General features: G+C 58.1%; 12 protein-coding genes. 10 read left to right on the top strand and 2 right to left on the bottom strand.

Going from position 1 to position 13,992, the window contains the following annotated elements; translation table 11 throughout:
- The first annotated feature begins 44 nt into the window (after nucleotides 1-44).
- From QMZ18_RS09340 to QMZ18_RS09325, 4 genes are all read left to right on the top strand, one after another.
- Nucleotides 45-1,079 (top strand): membrane dipeptidase, encoded by a 1,035-nt coding sequence (locus QMZ18_RS09340; RefSeq protein ID WP_282606011.1) that lies wholly within the window; start codon nucleotides 45-47, stop codon nucleotides 1,077-1,079.
- 106 nt (nucleotides 1,080-1,185) lie between these two features.
- On the top strand, nucleotides 1,186-2,835 hold the full coding sequence (locus QMZ18_RS09335) for a hypothetical protein (RefSeq protein WP_282606010.1): 1,650 nt from the start codon (nucleotides 1,186-1,188) through the stop codon (nucleotides 2,833-2,835).
- Nucleotides 2,775-3,572 carry a DUF3726 domain-containing protein gene (locus QMZ18_RS09330; protein WP_322097177.1) on the top strand — a complete coding sequence of 266 codons (798 nt, stop codon included), beginning with the start codon at nucleotides 2,775-2,777 and terminating at the stop codon, nucleotides 3,570-3,572. The genes QMZ18_RS09335 and QMZ18_RS09330 overlap by 61 nt, the downstream gene beginning before the upstream one ends.
- Before the next feature lie 27 nt (nucleotides 3,573-3,599).
- Complete coding sequence (locus QMZ18_RS09325) at nucleotides 3,600-4,607, top strand: Ldh family oxidoreductase (protein ID WP_282606008.1); 1,008 nt, start codon at nucleotides 3,600-3,602, stop codon at nucleotides 4,605-4,607.
- Nucleotides 4,608-4,614: 7 nt separating this feature from the next.
- Here the strand turns inward: QMZ18_RS09325 and QMZ18_RS09320 are convergent, their stop codons facing one another.
- Both QMZ18_RS09320 and QMZ18_RS09315 read right to left on the bottom strand, forming a co-directional pair.
- Nucleotides 4,615-5,496 (bottom strand): LysR substrate-binding domain-containing protein, encoded by an 882-nt coding sequence (locus QMZ18_RS09320; RefSeq protein WP_282606007.1) that lies wholly within the window; start codon nucleotides 5,494-5,496, stop codon nucleotides 4,615-4,617.
- Nucleotides 5,497-5,592: 96 nt separating this feature from the next.
- A complete protein-coding gene (locus QMZ18_RS09315) occupies nucleotides 5,593-6,477 on the bottom strand; it encodes a LysR family transcriptional regulator (protein ID WP_282606006.1) in 885 nt (294 codons plus the stop codon).
- Between the two features lie 189 nt (nucleotides 6,478-6,666).
- Here QMZ18_RS09315 and QMZ18_RS09310 point away from each other — a divergent pair, with 189 nt between their 5' ends.
- The 6 genes from QMZ18_RS09310 (at nucleotide 6,667) to sucD (ending at nucleotide 13,586) form a co-directional block, all read left to right on the top strand.
- Nucleotides 6,667-7,671, top strand: a complete 1,005-nt coding sequence (locus QMZ18_RS09310; RefSeq protein ID WP_282606005.1) for a tripartite tricarboxylate transporter substrate binding protein — start codon at nucleotides 6,667-6,669, stop codon at nucleotides 7,669-7,671.
- 234 nt (nucleotides 7,672-7,905) lie between these two features.
- Nucleotides 7,906-8,499: a tripartite tricarboxylate transporter TctB family protein gene (locus tag QMZ18_RS09305; protein ID WP_282606004.1), complete on the top strand. Its 594-nt coding sequence runs from the start codon at nucleotides 7,906-7,908 to the stop codon at nucleotides 8,497-8,499.
- Nucleotides 8,500-8,509: 10 nt separating this feature from the next.
- Nucleotides 8,510-10,033 carry a tripartite tricarboxylate transporter permease gene (locus QMZ18_RS09300; RefSeq protein WP_282606003.1) on the top strand — a complete coding sequence of 508 codons (1,524 nt, stop codon included), beginning with the start codon at nucleotides 8,510-8,512 and terminating at the stop codon, nucleotides 10,031-10,033.
- 81 nt (nucleotides 10,034-10,114) lie between these two features.
- Entirely contained in the window at nucleotides 10,115-11,545 is a 1,431-nt protein-coding gene (locus QMZ18_RS09295; protein WP_282606002.1) for an aldehyde dehydrogenase family protein, read from the top strand.
- A gap of 24 nt (nucleotides 11,546-11,569) precedes the next feature.
- Nucleotides 11,570-12,703, top strand: a complete 1,134-nt coding sequence (locus QMZ18_RS09290) for a succinate--CoA ligase subunit beta (protein ID WP_282606001.1) — start codon at nucleotides 11,570-11,572, stop codon at nucleotides 12,701-12,703.
- A gap of 1 nt (nucleotide 12,704) precedes the next feature.
- Nucleotides 12,705-13,586, top strand: coding sequence for a succinate--CoA ligase subunit alpha (gene sucD, locus QMZ18_RS09285; RefSeq protein ID WP_282606000.1), 882 nt, complete (start codon nucleotides 12,705-12,707; stop codon nucleotides 13,584-13,586).
- Nucleotides 13,587-13,992: the final 406 nt, after the last annotated feature.

Raw genomic sequence — 13,992 nt, 5'->3', positions numbered from 1 at the left:
GTGACTGACTAAGGCGGTCTGGCTAAGAAATAGGGGAAAGTTCCGTGATCATCGACGCTCTGCAATACAGCAATTGGTCGGAAAAGATTTTCCGGCAGATGAATGAAGGCGGCGTGTCGGCGGTACACGTCACCATCTGTTATCACGAGGACTTCCGGGAGACTGTCGAGCAGATCTCGGCCTGGAACCGGCGTTTCGAGCGCTTCAGCGACCTGATCTTCCAAGGCTTCACCGCGGATGATGTGCGCCGGGCAGAGAGCGAAGGCCGCACTGCGATCTTTTATGGTTTTCAGAATTGTTCACCGATCGAAGATGATATCGGACTTGTCGAAGTTTGCCACCGCCTGGGCGCGCGGTTCATGCAGCTCTCCTACAACAACCAGTCTCTCCTGGCGACCGGCTGTTATGAGGCCGAAGATCCCGGCATAACCCGAATGGGCCGGCAGGTGATCAAGGAAATGAACCGGGTCGGCTTGGTCGTCGACATGAGCCATTCGGCACAGCGTTCCAGTCTCGAAGCCATCGAGATTTCTGAGCGGCCGATCGCCATCACGCACGCCAATCCTGCCTTCTGGCATGCCGCCCTGCGCAATAAATCGGATGATCTGCTGAAGGCCTTGGCCGCTTCAGGCGGCATGCTGGGCTTCTCGATGTATCCGCATCACTTGAAGGAAAAGTCGGACTGCACGCTTGAATCCTTCTGCGAAATGGCGGCTCGCACTGCAGAACTGATGGGCAGTGGGCAAATCGGACTTGGCAGCGATCTTTGTCAGGACCAGCCCGACAGCGTCGTGCAGTGGATGCGCAATGGCACCTGGACCCGGGAAATGGATTACGGTGAGGGATCCGCCAATCAAGCTGGATTTCCTGCCCAACCCGAATGGTTTCGGGACAATCGCGACTTTGCCAACATCGCCGCAGGCTTGCGCGCAGTCGGCTTCAATCAGGCAGAAGCCGATGGGATCATGGGCGGCAATTGGCTGAACTTCTTCGAGCGGTCTTTCGGATCGCACCAGGCCGGTAGTCAAGAGCAGGCGGAGGTTGTGGACTTAGCGAAGGAGCGCAGCCATTCGCTCTGATCACATTCATAAGAACTGGGAAGACCCGGTTGTTGCCCTTCGGTCTCCCGATCAGGTGATGCGGCTTGAGCGCTTGGGAAGCTTTTTTCCATCGCGCCTGAGTTTCATGCCGACTCTGATCCGGCGATTGGTGCGCGAAGACTGGCGTTTCGACCGGCCGCTTTTTCAGCTGGACGCGCAGGGTTTCGGCCATGCGGTCTATCGGGTGTCGCGGGGAGAGCGGCGCTATTCCCTCATCGTCTTTTCTCACGAGCTGGCACCTGAAGATCGCACTGACCGGGTGATTGCCGAAGCCTGGGATGCAACTTTCGTGCTGTTCGACGGCGATCCGACTTCCGGTGACATTGAGCGCTTGTCGCAAAACGCGCCCAAGCAGGAGGCCGGACGGTTCCTCGCCAGCGAACTGGTTCTGTCGCGAGCGAACAAGAGCACCCGTTTTTTCGGCCACCTGGTCGAATGTTTGTCTCAGGGGCGGCAACCCGACCGGACGATGGTCGTTGACGTCGGCTATCTGATGCGAACCACGGCAGTCTACGGGAATGGCAAGTTCGGTATTGCCGATCGGGCCAAGATCGAGGCGCGTCCGGAACTAATGGGGCCTTTTCAGGCCGAAATGCTGACGGTTTATCTCTTCCGCTGTTTCACGCTCGATCTGGTTGAGCATGTGGCACGAACGCGGGCGCCGGAGAGCTTTGTTGAATTGGATCCCGAGCTGCGGCGCTTTATCGGCATCGGCAACTCGACCGGCCTGGGCATGGCGCCGTTTTTGGTGACCCATCCCATCCTGATCAACAATTGGGTGACTGTGCGTGAAACAGCGTTGGCGCGCGTGCGTAGCCTTGCGACTGTGGAATCTCACCGTTTAGCACGTTTCAGGTCGTTACTTTCCCGCGCTATCGGTCATGTTGAAGAATGGTCGGTGGCGGACGAACGCCAGATGAACCGGGTATTGGTTCTACGCGGCGAATTGCAGCGCTTGAACGAATGGGCTGATGACGAGGCGCGGTTCTTGTCCCAGGCTCTACCCTGGGACTGGCTCTACCGACAGTGCGAAGCGGAGCTTTCCACGGAGGCGCAGGAGTTTCTGGTCAGTCTGCTGTTGGAACCTTACGGCGATGAGGTCGATGGCCTGACCGACTGCATGAACAGCGATGCGGTCGCCAAACTCCAGCCGGCCATGACCTTGGCGGAGCTCAGGCATCTGCTCGAAACACATTATGCCTGGGCCTTGCGACTGAACTTCGATGCGCCGGAATCGCAGAGGCAGTTCTGGTATGTCTCGGAAGAAAAGCTGGAGCCACGGTTGGGCGACCGCTATGCCGAACCGGGGGCCGACAAGGAAATGCCTTTGGCCATCGGCCGCGATATCCAGAAACTGCAGGCTGCCGTCATCGACTGGATCGATGCGGGTGGTGCAGATGAATCGATTGCGGCGTTTCTTCTGCAAGTTCCCGGTTTTCGCCATGTCGTACGCCGAGTGCAGACCATGGCCCGGCACCCCTACGGCGAAATCCGCGACAATCTGATCGACCGGAGTTGTCTGCCCATCGATTTGCTGCGCTGTAAGCTATCGTTCTTTGGTGCGTCCAAGTTTGATCCCAAGTCTGATCGCTGGACCCGCATTACCATGTATCAGGGTGCTCCTCTGCCTGAGGATCTCACGAACGGCGACGATGTGCTCGATCCGACCGATTGGTGTTTCCCGAGCTTAAGTCCGCAAGTGGAGGAAACCGGCGGCAGGCAGGTGATCTCGTGATTGTTTCGCTCAATGAAATCGAGGTGAACCTCCGTAAAGCCGGCACAGGTGCAGGCCTGCCATATGGCCTGGCGGAAGATCTGGGGCGGGCTGCGGCATGGTTGGCGGTGTCGGGGTTTTCATCTGTTGCCCTCTGTGTCGATGCTCTGGAACGCCTGGCCGCTGCTACGGTTGCGACACCGGTCTTTTCGAAGGATGAGCAGGGGTTTTGGTCAGCGACCGGCGCCGATCCGTCAGAGAATCAGGCGATGTCTTCGCTCTATGCGGGACCCGCGGCAGGTGATCTGGTCTGTGCCGCCGGTGCGGGCAAACACCCGGCGCTGCAAGTCGATCTCGCGGCCATCGACAATCCCCTGCTGTTTCTGGCTGAGGTCTGTGCCCTTGCGCCGATCAGGCCTGATCTGAGTCTGCGGTTTATCTGCAAGACTTCAGGCGGTGACTCAGTCCTGGCGATTTGGGTCGGGGGTGAAGCGATGGTGGCCGCCGACACGGACAGGTTCGACCAGGCATGTGGCATGAGGCTTGAGATATTGCCGGTCGATGATGCGTTGAACACACAAGGTCTGACTAAGAACGACAGTTATACCGAGCGCCACCGGATCGCCGCAGAACAAGGTGTGGAGGTTTCCGGCCTGGATTGGCGGAGAGTCCAGGATTTGGTTGCCGAAACGCTGGTGCCGGCATCCGAGCTCTCGCGTCTGCAGGGTGCGGGCGCAGGGCTTCGAGACAACGATTAATCAATACCTAGAAACGGGGAAGACGTTATGGAGACGCAGCAACTCAACCTGCAGGAAGTCGAACAACTCGCGCTGGACGCATTGCGTGGCGCCGGGGCCAGTGTGCAGGCCGCCGCCTCCGTCGCGAAATCCACCTATGCTGCTGAACGCGACGGTATTCGCAGCCATGGTCTGCTCTACGTGCCGATCTACTGCGAGCACGTCCGCTGCGGCAAGGTCGATGGTCAGGCCGTACCAGCCGTGACCCGCCCCGCTGCTTCAGCGATCCGGGTCGATGCCGGCAGTGGCTTTGCTCATCCGGCAATCGATGCCGGTTTCGAAGCCCTTACAGATGCCGCGCGTCAAAACGGCTGTGCGGCGCTGACGGTCTATAACTCTTATAACTGCGGGGTGCTTGGCTATCACGTGGAACGCCTTGCGGAAGCGGGTTTCTTGGGCCTGGGTTTCACGAATGCTCCGGCGTCAATCGCGCCGGTAGGTGGCAAGGTCAAGGTGATCGGCACCAATCCCTTTGGCGTTGGCGTGCCGGACGGTAAGGGTGGAGCAGCCATTGTGATCGACCAATCGGCAAGCGTAATCGCCAAGAGCGAGATCGCCATGCGCGCCCGGGAAGGGATGGCGATCCCCGAAGGCTGGGCTTTGGATCCGGACGGCAACCCGACAACCGATCCGGCGGTGGCGCTTCAGGGCAGCATGACCCCCAGCGGCGGCTACAAGGGATTTGGTGTTGGGTTGCTTGTCGAATTACTGGCAGCTGCCTTGAGCGGCGCCACCCTCGGCAAGGATGCCAGCCCCTTCGCGGGCACGGCCGGCGGTCCGCCGCGCACCGGGCAGTGTTTTATCGCTCTGGCTCCGGATCCCATGTCCGGCGGCGGTTTCGCCGAACGGGTTGAAGGACTCGTTGATGCGATCACAGGACAGGAAGGCGCCCGGTTGCCGGGGGCACGCCGGCAGGAGAACCGCCAGCGCATTGAAGCTGAGGGCGTCGCCGTGGACCGGAAGCTGATCGAGACCATCTCCAGCTATATTTCGTAGCGACACCTCAAGCTTCCTCTAAAAGCCATTCCTGGAAGAGCAACGTTTCCGGTTTCTGGCGAACCTCGCCGTCGGGAATTAGCAGGTAGTGGGAGAGCTCGACCGGAATTTCCGCTTCGACCGGGACGACGAGACGCCCGGACTCGACGAACGACTCTGCGAAAGAATTCAAGACCATGGCGCAACGCGGTCCCGTGGCCGCCAGTTCCAGGGCTGCGAGTGACGTATCGACGTTCACCCGGCTGTTAGTTCGGCTGCCTTCGACACCAGCGGCTTGAAAGAACTGGCTCCAAAGGTCTTCAAAGCCGGTGGTCATCACGAGGGGGCAGTCGGCCAATGCCGCAGCGCTGTCAGGTAGGCCGTCCGCATAATGATGAGGACTGCACAACGGAACGGCCGCTTCGTTGCGGATCAGCTTGGCTTCGAAACCTGGCCAGTCACCTCGGCCGAGCCTGATATCAACGTCGGTTTCCTCAGGTGTCAGACCTTCTGCCCAGATTGCCGAACAGACCCGGATGTCAATGCTCGGATGGGCCTGAAGAAACGATTGCAGGCGTGGCGCGAGCCACAGTATGGCGTAGGAAATCGGCGCTCGTATGGTCAGGGACCGGTCGCCGACGGGGCCAAAAAGGCTTGCCGTCGAGCTGGTGAGTTCGTCGAACGCCTTTCTAACCGAGGGAAGATAAGCCCTGCCCATATCGGTCAGTCGAAGGCTTCGGGGCAAGCGTTCGAAAAGTTGAAACCCGAGATGCTGCTCCAGCATACGTACCCGATGGCTGACAGCTGCCTGGGAGAGGTTGAGTTCCGTCGCAGCCGCGGAAAAGCTCAAAAGCCGTGCGGAAGCCTCGAAGGCATGCAGCGCGGTGAGAGGTGGAACTTGGTAACGCATGGGATGGTCGCATCTGCAGCTGAAATTATGTGGCGCATCTTATCGCAGGCTGCGAGGAATGCGACCTAAACAAACCTGCAACCCCGTCCTGCCTACTTAACCCTCGACGGGGAAAGCCACTGCGTTGGTCAAGGCGCCGTGAATCTTCGCCCGCGCGTTTTCCTTCTGCATGTCGCTGCGTGAGAGCAGGCCGATGGTCCGGAAGGTCGGCGGAGCCCCAAACTCAAGCACCCTCAGGCTCGGCGCGAAAGACATACGCATGCCTGTATCGGGGATGATTGAGGCTCCGAAACCCGCGGCAACCATCATGCAGATTGATTCGATCGATTCGATCTCGGCGCGGGTGTCCATGGAGATTCCCATTTCTTCCAGGCGGCTCTCGATCAATGGCGCTGCCCAGGCGCCGCGATTAAAACGGATATAGGGGTGGGCGCCGAAAACCTCATGGGCATCTCTTTCGGTAGAGTCTGGCGGAGCGACGATGACGATCTTCTGGCGTGTAACGGGCTGCCAATCCAGATCGTTTTGCAGGCTGGTCGGTTCGCTGATCAATGCAGCATCAAGTTCGCCTTTGCGCACCTGTTCGGCAAGCGCGCCCGACAAACCCGAAATGACGTTCAGGGTCAATCTTGGCTCGCGTTCGGTCAGCAGCATGACTGTCCGCGGCAGGATGTTGGTCAAAGTCGTCGGGACGGCGCCGAGACGAAATACGCCCGAATAGGGTTGAGTTTCCGAGAGGGCGTCTTGAATTCCATCGTAATGACGCAGGATCTCCCGGGCCTTGGTCAGGACGATCTGTCCAGACTCCGTGAGGCGGAGCGGACGATGGCTCCGGTCGAACAGGGGGGTGCCCAACGATTGCTCCAAGGCATTGACCTGCATGCTGACCGCGGACTGGGTCAGGTGCAACATCTCGGCGGCGGCGCTGAAGGATCCGTATTGGCTCGCAGCAACCAGGGCTTTGAACTGCTTAATAGACACAGCAGCCTCTCAAAGTTAAATATCAAGTTTATTGATGATAACGAAAAAAAATTCCGCTTTGTAGAAGAAAAATTGGTGTTATCTTGATAGCATTCCTGGTGGATTGATCCGCACGGTTGTGTTCGAGGTCAGTTACAATAGCCGAAGTGCAAGTCGGCACTCGCCAGCGAAACATATGGGAGGAAAAACGTGATCAAATCTATGAAGCCTTGCGGTCTTGCCTTAGGCGCTCTGTTACTTGCGGCTGCGCCGCTGGGTCTTTCCGCTGCGGAGCTTCCTGAGAAGCCAGCCGGATTCGGTGTGCGGCCGCTGACGATGATTGTACCTTTCGGTGCTGGGGGCGGTTCCGACCAGCTAGCCCGATCCATGGCCAAAGCCATGGAGGAAGTTGCCGGTTTGAACTTTCAGGTGGTGAATAAACCTGGCGGTGGCGGTACGGCCGCGATCCCAGATTTCATGCTCTCGCCCGGTGACGGCTACACGGTGATGGAGCATATCGACAATGCGATTTCCGCCTATGCAAAGGGTGACATTAAGGAAAATCCCGCTGAGGATTGGACTCCGCTCTGCATGACGCAAATCACCTTCAGCCAGATTTATATTCGCGGCGACGAAGACCGTTTCACCGACTGGAATTCCTTTCTCGAATACGCGAAGGAGAACCCGGGACAAGCTTCTATGGCCAATCTGGGTAAGGTAGGCTCTATGGAGCTGGTGGTCATGTCGCAGCTTCAGAATGCGCTCGGTGTGAAGGTCAAGCAGATCGCATTCGACAAGCCTGCTGAGCGCTATGGCGCGTTGATCGGTGGACATGTCGATGTCCTGTTTGAACAGCCGGGCGATGTTCGTACGTTCTTGGACTCCGGTGCGATGAAGCCGATCCTGACGTTCCTCGACGAACGTCCAGGCGTTTTTGCCGATACGCCAACTCATAAGGAAGTCGGGGCTGATTTCGACGCCTTGACCCGGTTCCGTGGGTTCTATGTCAAGAGCGACGTTCCGCGCGACCGCATGGAATATTTGGCCGCTGCCTGTGAGGCTGGTTTCAAGACCGAGGGTTTTCAGGCCTTTAACGAGAAAAAATATATGAATCTGATCAACAGCTATCGGGATACCGAAGGCTCGGTGACGTTGATCAACGACGCGGTAGACACCTATCGCGCTGTCTACAAGGAACTGGGAATCGGAAAGTAATCTTTCCGCTTGCCGTGCCATCGGATGTGGCGTGGCGAAAATGACGTTCGGAACACCTTCGTTGGAAATTGACGAAGTCGAGGAGCAAGCATTGGCATTGTCCCGGCGAAGGGTTCCCTGCGGCATCATCGCTGCGCCGATCCGATCCTGATACCGGCATCTCCGGCTGTTGCGTCCCCAAGGCCGTTTACAATCTGTCGGTCAAGTGATGCCGACTTACCCATGAGGGCCATCGTGACCCGATCCGATACAAAACTCGAAACGCAGGACCGGACGGTTTCAATCTTTCCGCTCTTTTCGCGCCCCGTTTTGGAATGGCTGTTTTGGCTTCTGCTGGCGGCTGTTGTCTATTCCCTGACCGGCGGTTTCGACGAGCCGATTGCCGAGTACCGTTTCGGTGCGGCTGGTTGGCCGCGCGCCCTTTGTGCCGCTCTGGCATTCGGTGCGACAGGGCAACTGATCTACAAGCTGACGAAAAAGCGGCCTTTGGTGGATCCGCAGGCAGAAGTGGAGCCAGAGGCTGCCTCCCAGAGCCTGTCGTTTCGGGCGAGGCTGCAGCGGATCGGTGTTTTCGTCGCACCCTTCATCTATCTCTACGCGACGCCGCAGATCGGTTTCTACGTCGCGACGCCATTTCTGATTCTCGCCATCCTGTTGTTGCTGGAAGTGCGCAAGCTGAAGGCCTTGGCCGGCGTGACCTTCGTGGTCTACGGGCTGGTTCTGCTGGTCTTCACGCGCTTTTTCTATGTGGCGCTGCCGGTCGGCCGTATCGAAACCTTCTATGACATAAATAACTGGATCATCGCTTTGGTCCGAACCGGAATGTGAGGCTGGTGCGATGGTTGAATTTATTGGCGGTACGCTGACACTTTTCGGGGACCCGACCGCAGTGATGCTGTTCGGACTGGGATTGATTGGCGGCATGTTGTTCGGGGCCATCCCTGGTGTAAATATGCTGACCCTCGGCGCGGTCCTGCTTCCCTTTACCATCAACATGGAAGCGCCTCATGCGGTGATGCTGTTTTCAGTTATCTACTGTTCAGGTGTCTTCGGCGGCGCGATCACGGCGATCCTGTTTAATATTCCAGGCGCTCCGGAAAATGCACCGACCTGCTTTGACGGTTATCCCATGACGGTCAAGGGCCAGTCCGGCAAGGCCATTGGCGCCGCAGTTTCCTGTTCGGCCATCGGCGGCGTGGCCTCGGCCGTCGTCATGATGGCGGCAACACCCTTAATTGCGGGTTGGGCGGTGCGCGCCTTCGGTCCGCAGGAGATCTTTGCATTGATCTTTTTCGGGCTCGCGGTCTCCGCATCGGTTGGCGCGGAGACACTTTGGAAAGGCTGGCTTTCGGTCTTCGCTGGCCTGATCATTGCAACTATCGGGACGGATCCCGTCGGTGGCGTGCCGCGCTTCAATGAAGGCTCGGTGCTGGGTATGGAGTTTTCCTCCTACTATCTCTCGGCAGGAATCCACTTCATACCGATGATTCTTGGTTTCTTTGCGGTCTCCGAAGTCTTTACCCAGGCGATGAGCATTGCCGAGGGTAACCGCAAACGGCCAAAGGCGAACCTGGAGTTCCCGAGTCTCGCCGAATTCTGGGCGGTTCGCTTTACCATGCTGCGCTCCATGTTCCTTGGTTTCTTTGCCGGTATCCTGCCGGGAATCGGCGCGACCCTGGCAGCATTTTTGGGGTACAGCCAGGCGGTCCGTTGGTCCAAGACTCCGGAGCGCTTCGGTAAAGGCGAGTTGGCGGGCGTGGTCGCTTCCGAGACTGCCAATAATTCGGCAACCGGTGCAGCGATGATTCCTCTGCTGGCACTTGGTCTGCCGGGCGGCGCCTTGACCGCCATGATCATGGGAATATTTCAGATCCATGGTATGGAGCCAGGGCCGTTGATTTTCATCAACTCCAGTGATTTGGTCTGGATAACCTTCGCGGCGATGTTCTGGGCCAATCTCTGCATCGTGTTCCTGGGCTGGCTCCAGACCAAGACGGTTGTGCACATTCTTAACGTGCCTTTCCGCTGGCTGGCGCCGGGGATCCTGCTGCTCGCGACAATCGGTGCCTACGCGCTGCGCAATCTCATGGTCGATGTCTGGGTCATGTTCCTGGCCGGTGCCATCGGGTTCTTCCTGCGCCGGACCGGTTATTCGGCAGCAGGCATTGTGCTCGGCCTGATCCTCGGCAAGCTCGGCGAATCAGCCTTCGCCAAGTCAATGCAGCTGATGGACTATGACTTTCTCGGCTTTTTCTCCCGGCCTATTGCCGCGTTCCTGATCATCGCTGCGGTGCTGACCATCGTGAGCAGCATCTGGAACGAAATTCGCGGACGGGAGTTACAAAAGGCGCTGATCGACTGAGCGGCTTTTCATAAATCAAAGTTTCAATACGACGGACGCGCTGCAGTACGGCAGCGCAAGTTAAGGAAGGGATGAAGTATCATGTCGGCTAAGGTATCAGCACTCGAACCCGCGCCCTGTTCTGCCGAGCAGGCGGTAACGGATCTGATGCGGCGGGCGCGCGCTGCCATGGAGACATACGAAAATCACGACCAGACCCGCGTCGATGAAGCGGTGACCGCCTTGGCCTGGTCGATCTACAAGCCCGACAACGCTCAGATGCTTGCCGAGCTCGCAGTCGAAGACACGGGTCTGGGTAACGTCGACTCAAAGATTATCAAGAACACGCGTAAGACCTTCGGAGCGTTGCGCGATCTGCTGCGCGCCAAGACGGTCGGCGTGATCGATGAGGACCCGGACAAGGGGATGGTGAAGTACGGCAAACCCGTCGGCGTGGTCGGCGCGGTCTGCCCTTCGACCAATCCGGCGGCGACCCCTGTCAACAAAGCCATGATGGCACTGAAGGGCGGCAATGCCGTCATCATTGCGCCCTCACCGGCCGGGTACGGAACCACGGCCAAGACCGTCGAGCTGATGCGCGCCGAACTGAAAAGATGCAACCATCCGGAAGACCTTGTGCAGATTCTGCCGGCGCCGGTTACCAAGGACATGACCCAGGCCTTGATGAACAGTTGTGATCTTGCTGTGGTCACCGGATCTCAGAATAACGTCAAGCGGGCCATGACCTCCGGGACTGTCGCGATCGGTGTCGGCGCCGGCAACGTGCCGGTGATCATCGATGATACGGCGGACTTCGACGACGCAGCCGAGAAGATCACAGCTTCGAAGATCTTCGACAATTCGACCTCCTGTTCATCGGAAAACGCCGTCATCATCCTGGAGTCTGTCTACGAACAGGCCATCGAAGCCCTGAAACGTGCGGGCGGACATCTCTGCGACAGCGGTGAAAAATCCAAGGTCCTGGATGGCCTGTGGCAGAACGGTCATCTCAACCGTCATGTCATTGCCAAGGACATGAACGTCTTTGCCGAAGTGATCGGACTGTCGCCGGCGGCCGCCACGGCGAAGTTCGCTATGGTCGAAGATGACCGGCCCGGTCCGGATCGCCCGCTGTCGGACGAGAAACTGTCCCTGATTTTGACAATTTATCGAGCCACGGACTTCGCCGATGCCAAAGCAATCGCCAAAGCCATTCTCGAGGTCAAGGGCAAGGGGCATTCGGTTGGCGTGCACACAGCAAATATGGAACACGCCCGCGAACTCGCCGAGGAGACCGACGTGGTCCGCGTCCTGGTCAATCAGGCCCATACCTTCGGCAACGGCGGCAGCTTCAACAATGCGCTGCCCTTTACCCTCTCGATGGGTGGGGGAACCTGGGCAGGTAACACGATCAGTGAGAATCTGAACTATCGCCACTTCATCAACATCACGCACTTGGTGACAACGATTGGCGAAGATAAGCCCTCGGAAGAGGCTCTGTTCGGTGACTACTGGACGAAATACGGCAAGTGAACTGCCGTAGAGGGAATAAGTCTTATGAATTTCGAAGAATACAGAGCAAAACCACTGCTTGTGAAATCCGGGATTGCCGTTCCAGACAGTGATCTGGCCTCGGACGCTGCCACAGCAAAGGCGATTGCCGAACGCATCGGCAACTGCGTGGTCAAGGCGCAAGTGCCGACCGGCAAGCGCGGCAAGGCAGGCGGGATCAAGTTGGCATCCTCGCCGGATGAAGCCAAAGCGCATGCGGAAGCGATCATCGGCATGGAAATTGACGGCCATCGTGTCGAAAAAGTGCTGATCGAAGCTCAGGTGCCCATTGCAAAAGAACTCTATGCCGCGGTTCTGAACGATGCTTTATCCAAAAACCCCATGGTTCTCTTTTCCATGATGGGCGGGATGGACGTCGAAGAAGTTGCCGAGACAGACCCTGACGCCATGCGCAAGATTCCGGTCGAAATCACTAAGGGCTTCGATCTTGCGGCTGCGCGCCGCGCGCTAGAGGGTTGCGGTCTCGCGGAGGCAGAACAGGCAGTTGCAGATGTGCTGGTGCGTTTGTATCAGGCTTACAGGGAGCTCGATGCGGAATTGCTGGAAATCAATCCACTCGTGCTGACTTCCGACGACCGGGTGATTGCCCTGGACTGCAAGCTGACGATCGACGATTCGGCTTCGCCGCGCCAAGCGGATATCGCCGAACAGGCGGCACCGGAAATCATGACCGAGCTGGAAAGAAAGGCGCAGGCAGCGGGCCTGAAGTACATTGCACTCGGTGGTTCCGTCGGCGTACTCGCCAACGGGGCCGGACTGACCATGACGACCATGGATGCCATCACCCATTACGGCGGCAAGCCTGCGAACTTTTTGGAGATCGGCGGCGAGGCCTACACGAAAGCGAAGATCGCGCTGTCGATTCTGCTGGAAAACACCGACATCCGCAGTTTGCTTGTCAACTTTTGCGGCGCCTTCGCCCGCACCGATGTGATGACCGAGGGACTGGTCGCGGCCTGGAAGGAACTGGCGCCGGATATTCCGATCTTTTTTACCATTCACGGCACGGGTGAAGAGGAGGCGGTGAAAATCGTGAAGGAACAGTTGGGGATCGAGCCTTTCGATCTCATGGATGACGCGGTGCGGGCCGCGGTCACGGCAGCAGCGGAGGCGGCATAACATGATCGTCAGAAAAGAACATAAGGTCCTGGTGCAGGGCATCACCGGCAAGCAGGGGACCTTTTGGACAAAAGCGATGCAGGACTACGGCACCACTGTCGTTGGCGGCGTCAATCCAAAAAAGGCAGGCTCCCAGCATCTGGGGCTTCCGGTCTATGCCACCGCCGTGGAAGCGGCGCGCGACCAGGAGCTCGATGTTTCGGTGATGTTCATTCCGCCGATGGCCGCCAAAGCGGCCGCGATCGATGCCTGCGAAGCCGGTGTGAAGATGGTCGTCTGCCTGACCGAGCATATCCCAGCCCACGATGTGATGGAAATGCATGCCGCGGCCGCTTCGAACGGCGTGCGGATTGTTGGCCCCAACACAGCGGGTTTGGTGACACCGGGCGAGTGTTTTGTCGGTATCATGCCGGCTTTCAATTCCAATGTGTTTCAGCCTGGAGAAATCGGCGTGATTTCCCGCTCGGGCAGCCTGGGAACTCTGGTCAGTCTGAATCTTACCCAGAGTGGCTTTGGTCAATCGGCCTTCTACGGCGTTGGCGGCGATCCCATGATCGGGACGAATTCGCGCGATGCTCTTGAAATTCTCAATGCGGACGAAAGCACAAAGGCGGTCGTTCTCTGTGGCGAGATCGGCGGTTCTGCGGAGGAAAGCGCTGCCGAATATGCGGCCGCCATGTCCAAGCCTGTAGTCGCGTTCATCGCCGGCCGGGCTTCACCACCGGGTAAGAAGATGGGGCATGCCGGCGCGATTGTTTCCGGCAGCAGCGGCGCTTACGATTCCAAACGCGCGGCACTTGAAGCGGCAGGCGTCGCGGTTGCCGACGTGCCCAGTCAGATACCGGTGTTGCTAAAAGAAGGCCTGGACCGGAAAGCCGCCTGACCGAGCGGGTGAAAGGCCATTTGACTCTTGCGGGCTTGAGGCAGATTTTGAGGGTCTGACCTCATCGGTGACCGGCGGAGTTACCCAAACCAAAGTTTGGTTTTTTGCCAACCTGAACTGATCGCTCGGAGGATAGAATGCCTCCGGAAAAGCGTGTTTCGCACAATGGTTGTTTTGCCTAGTGATTGTTGCGCGATAAAGAGGTGTTTTGGCGAAAAATTGCGTGTTTTTGGTAATTTGGGTCTCATTTATGGTGGTTTTTGTCGCGAAACTCCCCTATTCGTACGTTCAATCTATTCCGTTTAATTGGGTGAAGCCCGGAGGCCGTCAGGCGCTGCCGGCGATTTCTCTCATCGTGGGGATGCGTTGATGTTTGCTTCGGTCATTGCATTGAAAGTATGGACGT

The organism is Pelagibius sp. Alg239-R121 (genome assembly GCF_947331435.1).
Taxonomy (GTDB): domain Bacteria; phylum Pseudomonadota; class Alphaproteobacteria; order Kiloniellales; family Kiloniellaceae; genus Denitrobaculum.
Note: the sequence above shows the minus strand (reverse complement) of the source record. Positions and strands in the feature narration are given on the sequence as shown.